The organism is Rhodococcus sp. P4_C10 (assembly GCF_056402135.1).
The window spans coordinates 1-17,456 of sequence record NZ_JBFUHZ010000023.1 but is presented as its reverse complement, the minus strand read 5'-3'; the positions used below and the strand labels follow the sequence as shown (position 1 = coordinate 17,456).

Here is a 17,456-nt window from a genome sequence, read left to right as displayed (position 1 = left end):
GCCGACCCACCCCGACCACACGAAGGACAGTCAACTCCGATGCGTGCCAGCTTCATCTTCGGCGAGGTCCTCACCGGCCTGCGCCGCAACCTGACCATGACGATCGCGATGATCCTCACCACCGCGATCTCGCTCGCCCTGTTCGGCGGTGGCCTGCTCGTCGTCCAGATGGCAGGCAAGACCCAGCAGATCTTCCTGGACCGCGTCGAGGTGCAGATCTTCCTCACCGACGACGTGTCCGTCTCGGACCCCGGCTGCACCCAGGACCTCTGCCGGAACCTGCGTGCCGACCTCGAGAACACCGACTCCGTGGTCTCGGTCCAGTTCCTCAACCGCGACGACGCGGTCGCCGACGCGAAGGATCGGGTGTTCAAGGACCAGCCCGAGTTGGCGTCCATGGTCAGCCCCGACGCGCTGCCGGCCTCGTTCAAGGTCAAGCTGTCTGACCCGGACCGGTTCGGCGTGGTCAACGACACCTTCGCCAGCCGGCCCGGCGTGGACAGCGTGCTCAACCAGCGGGACCTGGTGGAGCGGCTCTTCAGCGTGCTCGGCGGCATCCGCAACGCCGCGTTCGCGATCGCGATCGTCCAGGCGATCGCGTCGATCCTGTTGATCGCCAACATGGTCCAGATCGCCGCCTTCACCCGTCGCGCCGAGGTGGGCATCATGCGGCTGGTCGGCGCGACCCGCTGGTACACCCAGCTGCCGTTCCTGCTGGAGGCCATCGCGGCCGCGCTGGTCGGCGCCGTCCTCGCGATCGTCGCGCTGTTCACCGCGAAGAACCTGTTCATCGACGACGTGCTCACCGACGTCTACGACGCCAACATCGTGGCCAAGATCTCCAACAGCGACGTGCTGCTGGTCTCGCCGTTCCTGGTGCTGGTGGGCGTCGGAATGGCCGCCGTCACGGCGTACGTGACGCTCCGGCTGTACGTGCGGGAATAAGCAGTTGCCCGTTCGACCTATCCTGGTGGAGACACCGAACATCGCACGCGTGGACTGAAGGGGCCCAGACGTGAAGGAAAAGGGCCGCAAGGTCATTGCAAGCAACCGCAAGGCTCGCCACAACTACACGATCATCGACACCTACGAGGCCGGCATCGCCCTCGTCGGCACCGAGGTCAAGAGCCTCCGCGAGGGCAAGGCGTCGCTGGTCGACGCGTTCGCCACCGTGGACGACGGGGAGGTCTGGCTGCGCAGCCTGCACATCCCCGAGTACACCCAGGGCACCTGGACCAACCACTCGCCGCGGCGCACCCGGAAGCTGCTGCTGCACAAGCGGGAGATCGAGCACCTGGTCGGCAAGACCCGGGAGGGCAACCAGACGCTGGTGCCGCTGTCGATGTACTTCAACGACGGCAAGGTCAAGGTGGAACTGGCGCTGGCCAGGGGCAAGCAGGACTACGACAAGCGTCAGGACCTGGCGCGGCGGACCGCGGAGCGCGAGGTCACTCGCGAGCTGGGGCGCCGTGTGAAGGGCATGCGCTGACGCTCAGGTAGGCGGGTGGCCGTTGCCGGTGAACTGGGCGGCCACCGCCGCCGGCATAAGTTCGTACCGCAGGTGCGCGCGGGCGAACTCCGCGGTGCCGTGGGTCAATGACCGCAGATCTGTCGGATAGCGGGAGAGTTCGAGTTCCGGGACCTCGGCGCGCAGCAGCGCGACCCCCGGCTCGCTCGACTCGGTGCCGAGGACATGGCCGCGGCGTGCGGACAGGTCGCTGAGCACCGCGCCGAGGTAGTCGTCGGGAAGGATCACCCGGACGGCCGAGACCGGTTCGAGCAGCCGGATGTCGGTGTGCGTGGCCGCGTCCCGCAGGGCCAGGCCGGCCGCGGTCTGGAAGGCGGAGTCGGAGGAGTCCACCGAGTGGGCCTTGCCGTCGACCAGCGTCACCCGCACGTCGACCAGCGGGTGACCGGTGCCGACGCCGCTGGCGAGCTGGGTGCGTACGCCCTTCTCGACGGACGGTACGAAGTTCTTGGGCACCGCGCCGCCGACGACCCGGACCGCGAACTCGAAGCCGGTGCCGGTCGGCAGCGGCTCGACCTCTAGGTCGCAGATGGCGTACTGCCCGTGCCCGCCTGACTGCTTGACCAGTCGGCCGTGCCCGGCGGCGGCGCCGGCGAAGGTCTCCCGCAACGCCACCCGGTACGGCACCGTGTCGACGTGCACGCCGTGCCGGTTGCGCAGCCGGTCGAGGGTGACCTCGGCGTGGGCCTCGCCGGTGCACCACAGCACCAGTTGGTGGGTGTCCGCGTTCTGCTCCAGGCGCAGCGCCGGGTCCTCCACGGTGAGCCGGGTCAGGGCCTGGGAGAGCTTGTCGTCGTCGGTCTTGCTGTGCGCCTCGACGCCGATCGGCAACAGCGCGTCCGGCAGCGGCCAGGTGGGCAGGGCCGTGGGATGCTCGCCGTCGCCGAGGGTGTCGCCGATCCGCGCGACGGTCAGCTTCGGCACACAGACGAGGTCGCCCGCGATCCCCTCCGGCACCGGCCGTTGCTGCTTGCCGAACTGCCCGGTCAGCGTGGTCACCCGCTCCTCGCCCTCGTCGTTGCCCGCGACGCGGACGTGGGTGTCCGGTCGCAGCGTCCCGGCGAAGACCCGGACCAGGCTGATCCGCCCGACGTACGCGTCGCCGGTGATGCGGAGGACCTGAGCCGACAGCGGCGCGTCGGGATCGCAGGCGGGGCCGTGGCGTCCGCCGCGGCGCGTGGGGTCCGGGAACGCGGTGGCCACCAGGTCCAGCAGTTCGACGGCCCCGAGCCCGTTGTCGGTGACGGCCAGTGCCGGGTGCAGGGCGCAGTCGACGACCTCGCGGCGCAGCCCCTCGGCCAGCGCCTCGGCGTCGAGTTCCTCGCCCGCCAGGTACCGCTCCATCAGCGTGTCGTCCTGGCCGGAGATCGCCTCCACGAGGCTCTCGCGCGCCGCGTCCGCGTCGGGGTGCGGGCCGGCTTCGCCGTAGCTGCGGCCGGTGAGCAGGTCGATCGAACCGCACGGACGGCCGTCCCGGTAGACGGGCAGGAACAGCGGTCGCACCGAGTCCGGGCCGAGCCCGAACGCGTCGTGGCAGGCGGTGAGCATCTCGTCGAATCCGCTGCGGGCGACGTCGAGTTTCGAGACGACGATGGCACGGGGGATGCCGGCCTCGGCGCACTCGCGCCACAGCGCGCGGGTGGGTGCGGACACCGGGTCGGTGGCGGAGACCACGAACACCGCGGCGTCCGCGGCATGGAGTCCGGCCCGCACCTCGGCGTCGAAGTCGGGGTGGCCCGGGGTGTCGATCAGGTTGACCTTGAGGCCGTTCCACTCCAGCGGCAGCACCGCCAGCTGAACCGAGCGCTGTTGCTGGTGTTCGATGTCCTCGTAGTCCGCGACGGTGTTCCCGTCCGCGACCCGGCCGGCCCGGCCGATCGCGCCGGACGCGAGGGCCAGCGACTCGGCGAGCGTGGTCTTGCCGGTGCCACTGCACCCGACCAGCACCACATTGCGCAACTGCCCCCCCCCCCCCCCCCCCCCCCCCCCCCCCCCCCCCCCCCCCCGCCGCGTGGGTTGAGAGGAAAGGCCGTTACTTTGCGACGCGCTCCCACATCTGCAGGTACGCCTCGGCCCCGCGGCTCATGTCCTCGATGATCTGGTCGCCGTCGTCACCCGCGGCGATCCGCATGTCCGCGATCCAGTCCGGGATCAGGCCGTACTGCGCGACGCCATCGGTGTTGACGTCGAAGACGCGCTCGCCGGTGCGCTGGCGATCCATCACGGTGCCGCCGTCGAACGTCGTGTACGGGTACTGCAGCGGGTCGGTCTCGGCGCTCTCGCGCGGCGCGGCCTGCGGGCCGAAGCCGTTGGTGTCGGCGCCGTAACCGAAGCCGAAGTAGAACTTGTCGCTGCGGGCCTCGCGGGCCTTACGCCAACTCGCGACGAAACCGGGCTCGCGATCGGCCTTCGGGTCCTGGCCCGGCTTGGCCTTCTGCGGCTCGAGCTGGCTGGCGTACAGCGCGACGAATCCGCCGAGCGCGTAGATGCGCGGGTACATCGACGTGTCGGACCAGCTGTGGCTCGACACCACACCCGAGTACTTGGCGTCCTCGAGGATCTTCATCGTCGCGTCGGCCGTCTTGACGCCCATGTGGTCGATGTCGACGATCATGCCGCGGCTCATCATGCCGCGGATCATGTGCTCGCCCAGCGGCGTCAGGCCCCGGGTGTTGCACACCGGGCCCTCGGGGTAGATCGGGGTTGTGACGCCCGGCGGCAGCGCGGCGGTGGCCGCCGCGGGACCCTCGCCGAGGCTGAGCAGCGGGTTGTCCTTCGCCGCGCCGGTGCACGGCTCGGCCTCCCAGAACTTGCCGGTGCTCAGGAAGTTTCCGACGTTGACGGCCACGCCCTGCACGGCGGGATCGAACCGCACCCCGCCGAAGGCGTTGTCGAACTTGTGGGTGACGACCATCTGCCGCACGCCCAACGCGTACACCTCGTCGAGGCCGCGGTCGATGTCCTCGGCGGTGCACTGCGGTACGTCGTTGACGATCTTGCACCCGAACGGCTCGGACGTCTCGATGCCGAGGGTGACGGCCAGCTTGCCCTCGGCCGCGACCTGACGGACCTGTTCGGGGGAGCTCACGATCCGGAACCAGCCCCGGCCGGGGCCGCCGTACTGGGCGTCGATGTAGTCCTGCATCTCGTGGGCCTGCTGGGCCTGGAGACGGATGGTGTCCATGTCGTTGCACGACTTGGACTTGAGCGGGTACAGATCGCACAGGACCCGGTTGTTGACCAGCAGGTTGGTGAAGATGCGCAGGCCGCCGCGCCACGCCCGCTCGACCCACTTGTAGTAGGTCTGCTCGTGGGTCAGCGAGTCCTGGGCGGGCCAGTCCGCGAAGGTCGGCCAGCCGGTGGTGTCGTGCTCCTCGAACGGCGAGCCGTGCGAGATGATGTTCTCGAGCAGGGCCGGCATCCCGTCCGACCCGTGGTCGGGGCAGTCCTTCAGCGCCGCGGTGATGCCCTGCGGGTCGAAGGGCTTGCCGCAGTGCACGTCGCCCCCCATGAAGAGGTTCGCGGTCATGTGGACGTGCGCGTCGATGAAGCCCTGGACCTCGCCGTTGGGGCCGGTGCCGGCCAGGGGAGTGCCGGTGGCGTCGACCTCGGAGTCGGGGAAGTCGGCGCAGCCGCCGGTGGGCACCAGGGAGAAGCGGCCGCCGGCGGGGTTCACTCCGGGGTCGGTGAGCCGCAGGTCGGGTCCGGTGGCGGTGAGCTGGCTGCCGTTGGACGTGGCCGTGATGCTGTAGCCGCCGTCGGTGTGGGTCAGTGTCCAGTCCGTGGTCGGAAGGGCGTCGCGGGTGGGGACCACCGCGGCCGCAGTGTCGTGGGCGAGCATGTTGCCGCCGGGGCCGTAGAACATGAACCGGCCGAGCTGGGCGGCGTGAGCCCGGAAGGGTTCGGCGTCGCCGACGGTCGCGCCGTTAGCCCGGTAGCCCTCGGGGGTGAGCCGGACGAACTGTCCGGTCGGCTCGGACTGCAGGGCGTAACAGCCGTTCGCCAGGCCGTAGACGGGATCGTCGCCGGGGGTCACCGGGGCGGGGGAGGGCGACGCGCCCGCCATGGTGGCGCCACCGACAGCCAACACGAGCGCGGCGGAGAGGGCCTGGACGAACCGGCGGCGGCGCCGCGTGGCGATTGGTGTCATGTGTGTTCTGTGTCCCCTGGAAATAGCTGACGGATTCCCCGCAGGCTAGTTCATTTTGGACGTTCGTCCAGGTGTTTTCGTGGTATGGGACGGCCACGACACGCGGGCGCGTTAATGGGGATGATTTCCGCGCCGCGGGGCGTTACAGTATGTGGTCCCAGCAAGTTGCTGGGGACGTACGGGGCTGAACGGTTTCGACTTTGTACGTTGAGTTAGGGGAAGCGTGTCGGTGCAGGCAAGAGACCACCGTAAGCGTCGCTGCAAACCTATAAGCGCCGATTCCAATCAGCGCGACTACGCTCTCGCTGCCTAAGTAGCGAAGCGTGTCTGTCAGTCCGATCTCGCCCTCGGGTCGGGTACTGGCATCAGCTAGAGGGCTTTACCGCGCGGCTCGGTCACGGAGTCGAACGGGACATCAAACAGTGACTGGGATCGTCATCACGGCTTGTTCGCGAGACCGGGAGATCCAAGTAGAGGCTTAGCGAACTGCACACGGAGAAGCCCTAGCGATTCGGCAGAGGACCCGGGTTCGATTCCCGGCAGCTCCACCGAAACGAAGGCCCCGGACCACACGGTCCGGGGCCTTCGTCGTTGTCCGGCGATGGCTGCCGCCGACCTCACGGCGGGGGCGGGGCCGCAACCAGGCACCCGAGGGCTGAAAACGCCGCACCCACTCGATAGGCTCGGAACCCGCAGAAGGAGGTGCCCGCAGATGGAGCCCGACGATGTCGACTTTGCGCACACCGACCTGGCCGACCGGATGCGTCGCGACAAGGCAGTGGGCCTGGCCCGCTACGTGTGGGAACGCGCGATCAGCGGTGCGGAGTTGCTGGCACTGCCCGACGACCGGTTGCGCAAACTGGCCCGTGCGGCCGACGTGAACCCGCCGAGCACGCGGGAGACCTGGACCGTGGTGGCGTCCCTGCTCGACGAGAAGTCGCGCTGGGCGGCCGCGCACCAGGCGCATCCGCTGGCGACGCCGGCGCACGCCGACGAGAAGATCATGTGGGTCAAGCCGCCGTTGCCGCCCTGGCCGTCCTGAGCCCCTTGCCGTCCTGAGCTTGCGGAGCGCTCAGCAGTTGCTCGGCGCCGGTGCCCCGGCGAAGCGGTCGCCGAGCCAGCCGAAGGCACCGGGGATCCCCGCGATCGCGGCGGGGCCGTGGTCGCCCGGCACGACGTCGAACTGCACCCGGGTGCCGGCGCTGCACCAGTTGCGCACGGTCGTGGCGACCGAGCCGACCGGGGCGAGGACGTCGCCGCTGCCCTGCCAGATGTGCACCGGCGCGCGCGGGGCGCCGCCGTAGAACAGCACGCTGTTCTCGTCGAAGACCGAACGGGCGATGGGCGACTCGATCTGCATGGGGTCCTTCGCCACCTCCGCGGCACTGCGGTTGGCGCCCGCGTCGATGATCTCCTGCGAGCAGTCGTTCTCGATCTGGTCGCGCAGCGACATCCCGGCAGGACTGAGGTCGGCGCTGACCGTCATCCGGCCGGGGTACTCACGCTCGAGCCCGAGGGTCGCGGCGAAGGCCAGGCCGAACAGCGGGTGCGGCGCGGTGCCCAGGCCCGTCGCGAGCTCGTTCAGGTTGGCCGGCACCCCGCCCGGGGCGACGCCGACGATGGGCAGTTCCGGTGCGTATGTCGGGGCGAGTGCGCCGGCCCACGCGGTGGCCATCCCGCCGCCGGAGTAGCCGGTCAGCCCGACGGGGCTGCGGCCGAGCCGGGCTTCGGGCAGGCGCTGGACCGCCCGGATCCCGTCGAGCGTCACCTGGCCGCCGAGGCGGGCGGCGCCGTAGGCGCTGTACGGGCCCAGGTGGTCCGGCAGTGCGACGGCCCAGCCGCGGGCGAGGAGCACCCGCAACGCGGGGGCCTCCTCGAGCTGGCCGTTGAACAACGTGTGCGACGGGCCGCATTCGGTGCCGAGCGAGTTGATGATGGCCTGGTAGGACACCAGCGGACCGTCCACGCCGCCGCGCGGGACCATCACGGTGGTGACCGCGGCGAGTGGTCCTCCGGTGGAGTTGGTGGAGCGGTAGAGGATCTGCCAGCCGTCGGCATTGCCGAACCGGGACACGTCGACCGGTCGGTACCGCAGCACGTCGCCGTTGCCGCGCCCGGCCAGGTCCGGCGGCGCCGCGTAGAACGGGTCGGGGTCCGGTCGGGGAATTGTCGGCTGTGGGTGCGCCACCGGCAGGAACGTGAGTGCCACTGCGAGAACGGCGAATACAACCGTGGTGAGCCGGGACTTCGAGACTGCGGCGGGCCGGGACTTCGAGACTGCGGCGGGCCTGGCTACTCGGGCCATGAGATCCCTCCCAGTTTGCTGGGTGATCAACCTCACAAGTGAACCACAGTCCGCCTGGCCGGGCCACGGGTCTGCGGACGTCGCCGCGGTGGTGCATGCTGGCACGGTGGACGCTTTCCCGATGTTTCCCCTGGGTGCGGTGCTGCTGCCGGGTGAACTGTTGTCGCTGCAGGTTTTCGAGCCGCGCTACCTCGTGATGATCGAGGAGTGCACCGCGTACCCGGACCGGATGAGCTTCGGGGTCGTGCTGATCTCCCGGGGGCAGGAGGTCGGCGGCGGCGACGAACGCACCGACATCGGGACGGCGGCCCGGATCGTCAGCGCGCGGCCCGTCGCCGGCGGCCGGCTGCTGCTCGACTGCGAGGGCACGCAACGGATCCGGGTCGAGCGCTGGCTGGCGGATGCCCCGTACCCGCGCGCCGAGGTGGCACCATGGCCGGACGAGGGGTCCGCGATCGGCGACGGCGTCATCGGCCTTCTCGACGACCGGGTCGCCGAACTCGGCGAGGTGTACGGCGAACTCGCCCGCCGTCGCGGGTTGTCGGCGCCGGTCTTCCCCGCGCTCGTGGAGCTGCCAGGGGACGCGGCGGCGCAGACCTACGGCCTGGCCTCCCGGCTGCCGCTCGGACCTGCGGATCGGCTCCGGGTGCTGTCCGCGCCAGGCGTCGGCGCGCGCCTCGAGGTGCTCGCCGACACCGTCGAGGATGTGCTCGCGGCGGCGCGATTTCGGCTTTCGGGGCTGGAAACCGGGAGGTGAAGCCGGAGGGAACGGTGCTGGCCGTCATCTCGGTGGGCGGGGGACTCGGGGCGCTCGCGCGTTACGGCCTGGAGCGGGCGATCCCCGCAGAGGCCGGCCACATCCCGTGGGCGACCCTGCTGGCAAACGTCCTCGGCTGCTTCCTGATCGGGATCGTCACGGTGGTCGTCACCGAGGTGTACAGCGCGCCCGCGCTGGTCCGCCCCCTGTTGGTCACCGGATTCCTCGGCGGCTTCACCACGTTCTCCACCTACGCCGTGGAGGTGCACGGGCTGGCCTACGAGGGACACCTCCCGGTGGCCGTCTTCTACCTCTTCGGCACGTTGCTGCTGGCACTGGGAGCCGCACTGGCCGGGCTGACGGCCGCCAGGTTCGCCGCGGGCGCCCTGACCGAGAAGGGGGACTGACCGGCCGTGATGTTCTTGCTGGTGATTCTCGGCGGAATGGTCGGTGCGCCCGCGCGGTACCTGATCGACAGCGCCGTGAAGTCGCGCGCCAAGGGCCCCTTCCCGTGGGGCACCCTGACGGTCAACGTGATCGGGTCGCTGATCCTCGGCACGCTGACCGGTGCGGCCGTCGCCAGCGACGGCGAGGTGATGGCGATCCTCGGCACCGGGTTGTGCGGGGCACTGACCACCTACAGCACCTTCAGCTACGAGACGGTGAGCCTGCTCGAGAGCGGCGACCGCCGCAACGCGCTGGCCAACGTCGCGGCCACCCTGGTCGCGGGGCTCACCGCGGCATCGGTCGGGTTCGCCGCGGCGCACGCGATGTTCGCGTGATCGAATGACGAGAGCAGTCGTCCGACCGAGCTAGGAGATCCACCGTGGCGCACGAGCGAGCAGGCCTACCCGCGCAGCCGGGGGACCTCGAAGACCTCCCGCAGTTGGTGACGGCGTACTACGCCAGGACCCCGGACCCCGAGAACCCGGACGAGCGGGTGGCGTTCGGGACGTCCGGGCACCGCGGGTCCAGCCTGGACGGAGCGTTCAACGAGGCGCACATCCTGGCCACCACGCAGGCCATCGTCGAGTACCGCGCGGCCCACGGCGTCGACGGCCCGTTGTTCCTCGGGCGGGACACCCACGCGCTCTCCGAACCGGCCTGGACGTCCGCGCTGGAGGTGCTGGCCGCCAACGACGTTGTGGTGCTGGTCGATTCCCGCGGCCGCTACACCCCGACGCCGGCGGTGAGCCATGCGATCCTGCGGCACAACGCATCCGGTGCCACGGCGCGGGCAGACGGCATCGTGGTGACGCCGTCGCACAACCCGCCGCGCGACGGCGGCTTCAAGTACAACCCGCCGCACGGCGGCCCCGCCGACTCCGACGCGACCTCGGCCATCGAGGCGCGCGCCAACGAGTTGCTCGCCGCCGGACTGGCCGGGGTCCGCCGGGTATCGCTCGCGCGGGCGCTGTCCGGGGCGGCCCGGCCGTACGACTACCTCGGCACCTACGTCGACGACCTGCCGACAGTCGTCGACCTCGACGCCGTCCGCGGCGCCGGCATCCGGATCGGCGCCGACCCGCTGGGCGGGGCGAGTGTCGACTACTGGGGTGAGATCGCGCAGCGCCACCGCCTCGACCTGACTGTGGTGAACCCGCTGGTCGACGCGACCTGGCGGTTCATGACGCTGGACACGGACGGGAAGATCCGGATGGACTGCTCGTCCCCGGACGCGATGGCCTCGCTGATCGGCGCGCGGGAGCGGTTCGACATCGCCACCGGCAACGACGCCGACGCCGACCGGCACGGCATCGTCACGCCCGACGGCGGACTGATGAACCCGAACCACTACCTGGCCGTGGCCATCGACTACCTCTACGCGAACCGGCCCGGCTGGGCGCCGGGCACCAAGGTCGGCAAGACCCTGGTGAGCTCGTCGATGATCGACCGGGTGGTCGCGGGGCTCGGCCGGGAGTTGGTGGAGGTGCCGGTCGGGTTCAAGTGGTTCGTCCCCGGGCTGCTGTCCGGGGAACTGGGATTCGGCGGCGAGGAGAGCGCGGGCGCGTCGTTCCTGCGCCGGGACGGCCGGGTGTGGACCACCGACAAGGACGGCATCGCGGCGGCGCTGCTCGCCTCGGAGATCCTCGCCGTCACGGGCCGGACGCCGTCGGCCCGGTATGCCGACCTCGCCGAGCGGTACGGCAGCCCCGTCTACGCGCGGGTGGACGCGCCGGCGGACCGCGAGCAGAAGGCGGCCCTGGCGGCGCTGTCGGCGGACCAGGTCACCGCGACCGAGCTGGCGGGCGAGCCGATCACCGCGACGCTCACGGTGGCGCCCGGCAACGGTGCCGCGCTCGGCGGCCTCAAGGTGTGCACCGAGGGCGCCTGGTTCGCCGCGCGGCCGTCGGGCACCGAGGACAAGTACAAGATCTACGCCGAGTCGTTCAGGGGCGGAGAGCATCTCGCTCGGGTGCAGGACGAGGCGCGGGAGCTGGTGTCCCGGGCGCTGGGAGCGGGCGCCTGACCAGTCCGGCCGCTGACTAGGCTCTGCGGTAATCATGCACACCACCGCAGCGAAACTGCCACGCGAAATCTGGGTCCTGGTCTCGGCCAGCTTCGTCATCGCCCTCGGGTTCGGCATCGTCGCTCCGGCGCTGCCGCAGTTCGCCCGCAGCTTCGACGTCGGGTACATCGCGGCGAGCGCGGTGATCAGCGTGTTCGCCCTGATGCGACTGCTGTTCGCGCCGCTGGCCGGTGCCCTGGTGCAGCGGCTGGGGGAGCGCCCCACCTATCTCACCGGGCTGCTGATCGTCGCCGCGTCGTCCGGCGCGGTCGCGTTCGCGGGCGACTACTGGCAGCTGCTGCTGTTCCGGGCGGCCGGCGGCGTCGGGTCCACCATGTTCACCGTGTCCGCGTTCGGGCTGCTGATCCGGATCACGCCGCCGGGCATCCGCGGCCGGGTGTCCGGCCTGTACGCGACGTCCTTCCTGTTCGGCACCATCGGTGGCCCGCTGCTCGGCGGCGCGCTGGCGGGCTTCGGCCTGCGCGCGCCCTTCCTGATCTACGCGGTGGCGCTGCTCATCGCGGCGGCGGTGGTCTACGTGAGCCTGAAGGGGTCGGCGCTCGCCTCACCGGACACCACCGGCGCACCGATCACCATGACGCTGCGCCAGGCACTGGCCTCGGCGACGTACCGGGCGGCACTGATGTCGAACTTCGCCAACGGTTGGGTGTCGTTCGGCGTCCGGGTGGCGATGGTGCCGCTGTTCGTGGTCGAGGCGCTGGACGAGGGCACCGCGCTGGCGGGTGTCGCGCTCACCGTGTACGCCGTCGGCAACGCGCTGGTGCAGATCCCGGCGGGGCGGATGTCGGACCTGCGCGGAAGGCGGCCCTTCGTGCTGGCCGGGCTGGTGGTCAGCGGGAGCGCGACCGCGGTGCTCGGGTTCAGCGAGAACCTGCTGGTGTTCCTGGCGCTCTCGCTGGTCGCGGGCATGGGGTCCGGGCTGATGAACCCGGCCCAGCAGGCGGCGGTCGCCGACGTGATCGGGTCCAAGGCCCGGGGCGGCCCGGTCCTCGCCACCTTCCAGATGGCCTCGGACGTCGGCGTGGTGGCCGGCCCGCTGATCGCCGGCGTGCTGGCCCAGTACCTCTCGTACGGGGTGGCATTCGCGGTCACGGGCGCGCTGATGCTGCTCCCGATCGCGTTCTGGCTGGTGGCGCCGAACCGGGTCCCGCAGGCGTCAGCCGGGGACCCCGCCGCCGAGGAGGCTGCCGACGGCGTACGTAGCGCCGACGGCGATCGTCCCGAACACAAGTAGCCGCAGCGCGCCGCGCACCCGCGACTGCGAGGTGAACCCGGCGGCGAGCGCGCCGGCGACCAGCAGGCCGGCGCCGCCCGCGGCCAGACCGGCGGCCAGCGAGGCGAACCCCAGCAGGTAGGGGATCAGCGGGACGATCCCGCCGATCGAGAACATCAGGAACGACGAGACCGCCGCGACCAGCGCCGAGGGCTGCTCGGTCGGGTCGACGCCCAGTTCCTGCGTCAGGTGGATGGTCACCGCGCGGTCGGAGTCGTTGTGCACCTCGGCGGCGGCGGCCGCCGCGGTCGGCTCGCTCATGCCCATCTCGACGAACATCCCGACGAGTTCGGCCTGCTCCGCCTCCGGGTGCCGGGCCTGGGCACTCGCCTCGACCCGGACCTCCGCGTCGATCTGCTTGTTGGCGGTGGAGACCGAGGTGTACTCGCCGAGGGCCATCGAGAACGCCCCCGCGACCAGGCCGGCCACGCCGCTCAGGACGATCGACCGCGGCTCGAGGCCGGCGCCACCGACGCCGGCGATCAGCGAGGTGTTGGTGACCAGTCCGTCCATCGCGCCGAAGGTGGCCGCCCGCAGCCAACCGCCGGACACGTCGGCGTGGGTGTGGTCGAAATCGTGGGGCAGTGCGCCCCCGGCTGCCGGCGTCGAGTCGGGCATGTCCGTGAATCTACGCGGGCCGCGTCCCCGGCGGTGGGTAGCGTGGGGCGCGTGTGGATTCGTATCGTCAGCCTCCTCGCCCGACTCGGCCTCGCCGCGGTCTGGCTGATCTCGGGCGCAGTCAAGTTCGTGGACCCGACGCAGACGGAGGTCGCGGTGCGGGCGTACCAACTGCTGCCCGAGTCGCTGGTGCGGCCGGTGGCGAACACCCTGCCCATGCTGGAGATCGCGTTGGGGCTGCTGCTGCTGATCGGACTCGGGGTGCGGGTGGCGGCGATCGCGTCCGCGGCGGTGCTGGTGGTGCTGATCGCCGTCATCGTCTCGGTGTGGGCCCGCGGGCTGTCCATCGACTGCGGGTGCTTCGGCGGCGGGGGCGCCGCGGACGTCGACGGCTGGGACTACGCCCGCGAGATCGCCCGCGACGTCGGCTTTCTCGCGCTCGCCGGATGGCTGATCGTGTTCCCGCGCAGTCCCTTCTCGCTCGGTCCGCGGTCGCGGCCGGTGCTCTCAGGGGCGGCTCAGCCTGAGGTGACAGAGTAAAGCCACTATTTGCAATTCGGATGCGAAGGACTGATCAGTGAGCTCGAACAAGCCCAAGCCCAAGCCCGGCAAGTACACGCCGCAGGCTTCCTCGAGTCGGTCGACGTACATCCTCGGCGGGCTCGCGATCCTGGTGATCGCGGTGCTCGTCATCGGCGGCGTGCTGTGGACGAGCAGCCGCAGCAAGCCTCGTAACGAGGGCTACGGCGGGGTGTCGAACACCGCGGTGCAGGTTTCGGTCGCCGACGACGGCGCGGTCCTGCTCGGCCTTCCGGACGCGAAGAACACGATCGACGTCTTCGAGGACCCGTTGTGCCCCTACTGCGCGCAGCTCGAGAACACCAACGGCCAGGAGGTCGCGCAGAAGGTGGACGAGGGCACGCTCGCGGTCCGGTACCACACCCTCGACTTCCTCAACCGGCTCTCGGCCAGCGGCGACTACTCGACCCGCGCGGCCGGCGCGTTGATGTGCGTGGCGAAGTCGGGTGACGCGGTCGCGTTCTCGGCGTTCCACGGTGCCCTGTTCACCCCGGCGAACCTGCCGCCGGAGAACGGCAAGTCCGATCACTCCAACGCGGACCTCGCGCAGATCGCGAAGGACGCGGGCGCCGACGACGCGACCGTCGCCTGCATCTCCGACGGCACCCAGGTCGAGGCCGCGTCCGCGGCGGCGAAGAAGGGCAGCGAGGCGCTGGCGGCCAGCGGCGCCCGTGGCACCCCGACGGTGGTCCACGACGGCACGTTGATCGACGCGCTCGGCGACCCCGACTGGGTGTCCCAGTTCAACTGACGTTCGACGGACGGGCACCCGGCGGCAGACCCGCCGTGGTGCCCGTTCGCGTCGGTGGGGCCGATGTGGCAACCAGGGCCGTGACCAGCCAATTTGTAGCCTGCGGCGGCGATGGTGTAACTTCGTCCAGGCAAGCAGGGAGCAAGACAAGCCCTGCTGCGGAGCACAACTGAACACGGGGCTATGGCGCAGCTGGTAGCGCACCACACTGGCAGTGTGGGGGTCAGGGGTTCGAGTCCCCTTAGCTCCACCCGAACAGAAAACCCCTCGCCTCAGGCGGGGGGTTTTCTGCTGTCCGGGGTTCGTTCAGGTGTCTGAAGGTTCGTTCGGATGCGTGCCCGCCGGCCGTGTGGGGAAGGTCACGGATTCCCAACGGTTCGATGCCGAAGCGAGATCGATGCTCGTGGGTGGGTGCAAACACTGTTTCACTCGGTGCACATGTGACCGGTGTTACTGATGTTGTGAGGACTACCAGCCGATGAAGAAGTCGACCCTGACCGCCGCGCTGGCCGCGACCGCACTCACCGCGATGCTGGTGCCCGCCGTGGCCGTGGCCGCGCCCGAGGCGGACCAGCCCACCCCACTGACCGGCAAGACGGTCTTCCTCGACCCAGGCCACCAGGGCACCGGACACAGCGAGAACCTGGCCAAGCAGGTCGACGACGGCCGCGGTGGCACCAAGGACTGCCAGACCACCGGCATGACGAGCCTCGGCGGCGTGCCCGAGCACACCATCACCTGGAACGTCTCCCAGTTGGTGAAGACGAGCCTCGAGACGCTCGGGGCCAAGGTGGTACTCAGCCGCGCCGACGACACCGGCTGGGGCGGCTGCGTCGACGAGCGGGCCAGGGCGGCGAACGCGTCCGCCGCGGACCTCGCGCTCAGTGTGCACGCGGACTCGACCGCGGCCGGCGCCGACGCGGCCGACCACGGCTTCCACATGATCGTGCCGACGCTTCCGGTGCCGGACCAGAAGGTCGACGCCGTGCAGTCGACGTCGGGCCTGCAGGCGTCCGAGTTGATGCGCGACGCCTACGTCAAGAACGGCTTCACCCCGGCGAACTACGCCGGCGTCGTCGACGGGCTGCAGAGCCGCAGCGACATCGCCGGGCCCGCCCTGACCACCGTCCCGCTGGTGTTCGTGGAGATGGGCAACGGCTCCAACCCCGACGACGCCGCGGTGCTGGACACCCAGGACGGCCAGCTCAAGCACGCCATCGCGATCATCACCGGCGCGGTGAACTACCTGATGGGCACCCCGGTGGCCTCCGCCGAGGCGGACCCCTCGACCACCGCGGCGGTCCCGACCACGACCGCCGCGCCGGCCGCCACTGCGCCGTCGACGGCTGAGCCCGCGACCACTGCGCCTTCGACCACGACACCGAAGACGGCCGCGCCCAAGGCCACGACACCGAAGTTCACGACCCCCAAGGCAGCCGTGCCCGACGCCTCCCCGGCCGACGACCTGCTCGGCGGACTGGCCACCATCCGCACCCTGCTCGACGCGGTCGGGCTGGACGGGTTGCAGGACTTCGCGACCGCCGAGAACCTGGGCCTGTTCTCCGAGCTGATCGGCAAGCTGCTGGGGATCCTCAACGGCGGCGCCGCGCAGGGCTGACCCTTCGCCTTCGACTGCCGCACCCACCTAGGATGGGTGCGGCAATCGAATGGAGGGACGACGAGTGGCGAAGCGGCTGATACCGGTCATCCTCGTCGCCGGCTTCCTCGGCTCCGGCAAGACCACCCTGCTCAACCACCTGCTGCGCAACAACCGCGGCGTGCGAATCGGTGTGGTTGTCAACGACTTCGGCTCCGTGAACATCGACTCGATGATGGTGGCGGGCCAGGTCGACTCCATGGTCTCGCTGAGCAACGGGTGCCTGTGCTGCGCCGTCGACGTCAGCGAGATGGACGAGATGCTCGACCGGCTCGCGCACCCACGCTCGAACATCGACGTGATCGTCGTGGAGGCCAGTGGGCTCGCCGAGCCGAGGAACATGGTCCGGATGATCCTGGGCAGCGAGAACCCCCACATCGGCTACGGGGGACTGGTGGTGACCGTCGACGCCGCCGAGTTCGAGGACAGCCGCGCCCGGCACCCGGAGCTCGACCTGCACGTGCGGATGGCGGACCTGGTGGTGCTGAACAAAATCGACCGGATCTCCGAGGCCGAGCGCGACCGCGTGGTCGCGGTGGTGGCCGGGCTGAACGACCGGGCGCCCGTGCTGTGCACCGAGCACGGCCGGGTGGACCCGCGGCTGCTCTTCGACGAGGCCGCCCGGGCCGACGACGGCCCGCGGCAGCTGAGTCTCGACGAGTTGCTCACGGAGACAGACGGCCACGACCATGCCTGCGGGGACGCCGTCTGCGGCGACCACTCACACCTGCACGACGGCTACGACAGCGTCAGCTTCGTCGGTGCGCGGCCGATGGACCCGCGGGCGCTGATCGCGTTCCTGGAGGACCGTCCGCCGGGCCTGTACCGGGTCAAGGGTTTCGTCCACTTCGCGGTCGCGGGACACCGACAGAAGTACCTGCTGCAGGCCGTCGGCCCGCACATCCGGTTCGAGCGGGTCGGCTGGGCGCGCGGGGAGCCGCGCACGACGACGCTGGTGTTGATCGGGTGGGGCATCGACCCCGACGCCGTCGAACGCCGGCTGGAGGGGTGCACCGCGGTGCAGGAACACGAAAGCGGTGCAGAGGCCATGACTGGCGTGCACCGCTACGTGGTGTCGAACTAAGGGGTGTCGAACTAGGGGCGGGTGGCGCGACGGCGCTGGCCGTTGGCGTTGCCGCCGCCCTGCGAGCCGCCGGACCGCGGGGACTCGCTGCTGTACATCACGGTGGGCTGGGCCGAGCCCTGGCCGCGTCCGCGTCCGCCGGAGCTCCGACCGCCGCCGGCAGCGGCGCCCTGGCTGCCGCCGCGGCCGCCACCCTGTGCGCCGCCACGTCCGCCGCCCTGAGC

The 17,456-nt window shown here is 70.7% G+C and carries 16 protein-coding genes, 1 tRNA gene, 1 other RNA gene and 1 pseudogene; 14 read left to right on the top strand and 5 right to left on the bottom strand.

Features of this window, described 5'->3' with window-relative positions:
* Positions 1 to 39 precede the first annotated feature (39 nt).
* Together ftsX and smpB are read left to right on the top strand one after the other, a co-directional pair.
* The gene (gene ftsX / locus AC1DWC_RS16395; RefSeq protein WP_072845045.1) at positions 40 to 945 is read left to right on the top strand and encodes a permease-like cell division protein FtsX; all 906 of its coding nucleotides are present in this window, start codon (positions 40 to 42) and stop codon (positions 943 to 945) included.
* Positions 946 to 1,015: 70 nt separating this feature from the next.
* A complete protein-coding gene (gene smpB / locus AC1DWC_RS16390) occupies positions 1,016 to 1,489 on the top strand; it encodes an SsrA-binding protein SmpB (protein ID WP_477909680.1) in 474 nt (157 codons plus the stop codon).
* 3 nt (positions 1,490 to 1,492) lie between these two features.
* Here the strand turns inward: smpB and AC1DWC_RS16385 are convergent, their stop codons facing one another.
* Both AC1DWC_RS16385 and AC1DWC_RS16380 read right to left on the bottom strand, forming a co-directional pair.
* The gene (locus tag AC1DWC_RS16385; RefSeq protein WP_477909678.1) at positions 1,493 to 3,487 is read right to left on the bottom strand and encodes an elongation factor G-like protein EF-G2; all 1,995 of its coding nucleotides are present in this window, start codon (positions 3,485 to 3,487) and stop codon (positions 1,493 to 1,495) included.
* Between the two features lie 73 nt (positions 3,488 to 3,560).
* The gene (locus tag AC1DWC_RS16380) at positions 3,561 to 5,678 is read right to left on the bottom strand and encodes a peptidase (RefSeq protein ID WP_477909676.1); all 2,118 of its coding nucleotides are present in this window, start codon (positions 5,676 to 5,678) and stop codon (positions 3,561 to 3,563) included.
* 180 nt (positions 5,679 to 5,858) lie between these two features.
* On the opposite strand from AC1DWC_RS16380, the gene ssrA reads away from it, so the two are divergent.
* Positions 5,859 to 6,229: a transfer-messenger RNA gene (gene ssrA / locus AC1DWC_RS16375) on the top strand.
* A gap of 161 nt (positions 6,230 to 6,390) precedes the next feature.
* Positions 6,391 to 6,720 carry a hypothetical protein gene (locus AC1DWC_RS16370; protein WP_477909674.1) on the top strand — a complete coding sequence of 110 codons (330 nt, stop codon included), beginning with the start codon at positions 6,391 to 6,393 and terminating at the stop codon, positions 6,718 to 6,720.
* Between the two features lie 30 nt (positions 6,721 to 6,750).
* Here the strand turns inward: AC1DWC_RS16370 and AC1DWC_RS16365 are convergent, their stop codons facing one another.
* Positions 6,751 to 7,983, bottom strand: a complete 1,233-nt coding sequence (locus AC1DWC_RS16365; RefSeq protein ID WP_477909672.1) for a lipase family protein — start codon at positions 7,981 to 7,983, stop codon at positions 6,751 to 6,753.
* A gap of 121 nt (positions 7,984 to 8,104) precedes the next feature.
* Here AC1DWC_RS16365 and AC1DWC_RS16360 point away from each other — a divergent pair, with 121 nt between their 5' ends.
* From AC1DWC_RS16360 to AC1DWC_RS16340, 5 genes are read left to right on the top strand one after another with little or no spacing between them, the layout of a single operon-like run.
* A complete protein-coding gene (locus AC1DWC_RS16360) occupies positions 8,105 to 8,740 on the top strand; it encodes an LON peptidase substrate-binding domain-containing protein (RefSeq protein WP_477909670.1) in 636 nt (211 codons plus the stop codon).
* On the top strand, positions 8,737 to 9,147 hold the full coding sequence (gene crcB, locus AC1DWC_RS16355; protein ID WP_477909668.1) for a fluoride efflux transporter CrcB: 411 nt from the start codon (positions 8,737 to 8,739) through the stop codon (positions 9,145 to 9,147). Before AC1DWC_RS16360 ends, crcB (AC1DWC_RS16355) begins: the two co-directional genes overlap by 4 nt.
* A gap of 9 nt (positions 9,148 to 9,156) precedes the next feature.
* On the top strand, positions 9,157 to 9,522 hold the full coding sequence (gene crcB / locus AC1DWC_RS16350; protein ID WP_477909833.1) for a fluoride efflux transporter CrcB: 366 nt from the start codon (positions 9,157 to 9,159) through the stop codon (positions 9,520 to 9,522).
* 44 nt (positions 9,523 to 9,566) lie between these two features.
* On the top strand, positions 9,567 to 11,210 hold the full coding sequence (pgm, locus tag AC1DWC_RS16345) for a phosphoglucomutase (alpha-D-glucose-1,6-bisphosphate-dependent) (RefSeq protein WP_477909666.1): 1,644 nt from the start codon (positions 9,567 to 9,569) through the stop codon (positions 11,208 to 11,210).
* Between the two features lie 34 nt (positions 11,211 to 11,244).
* Positions 11,245 to 12,504, top strand: a complete 1,260-nt coding sequence (locus AC1DWC_RS16340; RefSeq protein WP_083577345.1) for an MFS transporter — start codon at positions 11,245 to 11,247, stop codon at positions 12,502 to 12,504.
* Here AC1DWC_RS16340 and AC1DWC_RS16335 read toward each other — a convergent pair.
* A complete protein-coding gene (locus AC1DWC_RS16335; protein ID WP_477909664.1) occupies positions 12,427 to 13,161 on the bottom strand; it encodes a VIT1/CCC1 transporter family protein in 735 nt (244 codons plus the stop codon). The two genes, AC1DWC_RS16340 and AC1DWC_RS16335, sit on opposite strands and share 78 nt — an antisense overlap.
* Before the next feature lie 51 nt (positions 13,162 to 13,212).
* Between AC1DWC_RS16335 and AC1DWC_RS16330 the strand changes: the two genes are divergently transcribed.
* The 5 genes from AC1DWC_RS16330 (at position 13,213) to AC1DWC_RS16310 (ending at position 17,232) form a co-directional block, all read left to right on the top strand.
* Positions 13,213 to 13,701 carry a MauE/DoxX family redox-associated membrane protein gene (locus AC1DWC_RS16330; RefSeq protein ID WP_072845057.1) on the top strand — a complete coding sequence of 163 codons (489 nt, stop codon included), beginning with the start codon at positions 13,213 to 13,215 and terminating at the stop codon, positions 13,699 to 13,701.
* Between the two features lie 37 nt (positions 13,702 to 13,738).
* A complete protein-coding gene (locus tag AC1DWC_RS16325; RefSeq protein ID WP_477909662.1) occupies positions 13,739 to 14,491 on the top strand; it encodes a DsbA family protein in 753 nt (250 codons plus the stop codon).
* 177 nt (positions 14,492 to 14,668) lie between these two features.
* Positions 14,669 to 14,741: transfer RNA gene (locus tag AC1DWC_RS16320), tRNA-Ala, on the top strand.
* A 228-nt stretch (positions 14,742 to 14,969) separates the two neighbouring features.
* A complete protein-coding gene (locus AC1DWC_RS16315; protein ID WP_477909659.1) occupies positions 14,970 to 16,109 on the top strand; it encodes an N-acetylmuramoyl-L-alanine amidase in 1,140 nt (379 codons plus the stop codon).
* 64 nt (positions 16,110 to 16,173) lie between these two features.
* Complete coding sequence (locus AC1DWC_RS16310) at positions 16,174 to 17,232, top strand: CobW family GTP-binding protein (RefSeq protein WP_477909656.1); 1,059 nt, start codon at positions 16,174 to 16,176, stop codon at positions 17,230 to 17,232.
* 11 nt (positions 17,233 to 17,243) lie between these two features.
* Here the strand turns inward: AC1DWC_RS16310 and AC1DWC_RS16305 are convergent.
* A pseudogene (locus tag AC1DWC_RS16305) lies at positions 17,244 to 17,456 on the bottom strand (hypothetical protein); the annotation flags it as partial.

Coding starts and splice junctions, on each gene's coding strand:
- ftsX (WP_072845045.1), top strand. CDS start 40: ATGCGTGCCAGCTTCATCTTCGGCGAGGTCCTCACCGGCCTGCGCCGC.
- AC1DWC_RS16380 (WP_477909676.1), bottom strand. CDS start 5,678: ATGACACCAATCGCCACGCGGCGCCGCCGCCGGTTCGTCCAGGCCCTC.
- AC1DWC_RS16370 (WP_477909674.1), top strand. CDS start 6,391: ATGGAGCCCGACGATGTCGACTTTGCGCACACCGACCTGGCCGACCGG.
- AC1DWC_RS16365 (WP_477909672.1), bottom strand. CDS start 7,983: ATGGCCCGAGTAGCCAGGCCCGCCGCAGTCTCGAAGTCCCGGCCCGCC.
- AC1DWC_RS16360 (WP_477909670.1), top strand. CDS start 8,105: ATGTTTCCCCTGGGTGCGGTGCTGCTGCCGGGTGAACTGTTGTCGCTG.
- crcB (WP_477909833.1), top strand. CDS start 9,157: ATGTTCTTGCTGGTGATTCTCGGCGGAATGGTCGGTGCGCCCGCGCGG.
- AC1DWC_RS16340 (WP_083577345.1), top strand. CDS start 11,245: ATGCACACCACCGCAGCGAAACTGCCACGCGAAATCTGGGTCCTGGTC.
- AC1DWC_RS16335 (WP_477909664.1), bottom strand. CDS start 13,161: ATGCCCGACTCGACGCCGGCAGCCGGGGGCGCACTGCCCCACGATTTC.
- AC1DWC_RS16315 (WP_477909659.1), top strand. CDS start 14,970: ATGAAGAAGTCGACCCTGACCGCCGCGCTGGCCGCGACCGCACTCACC.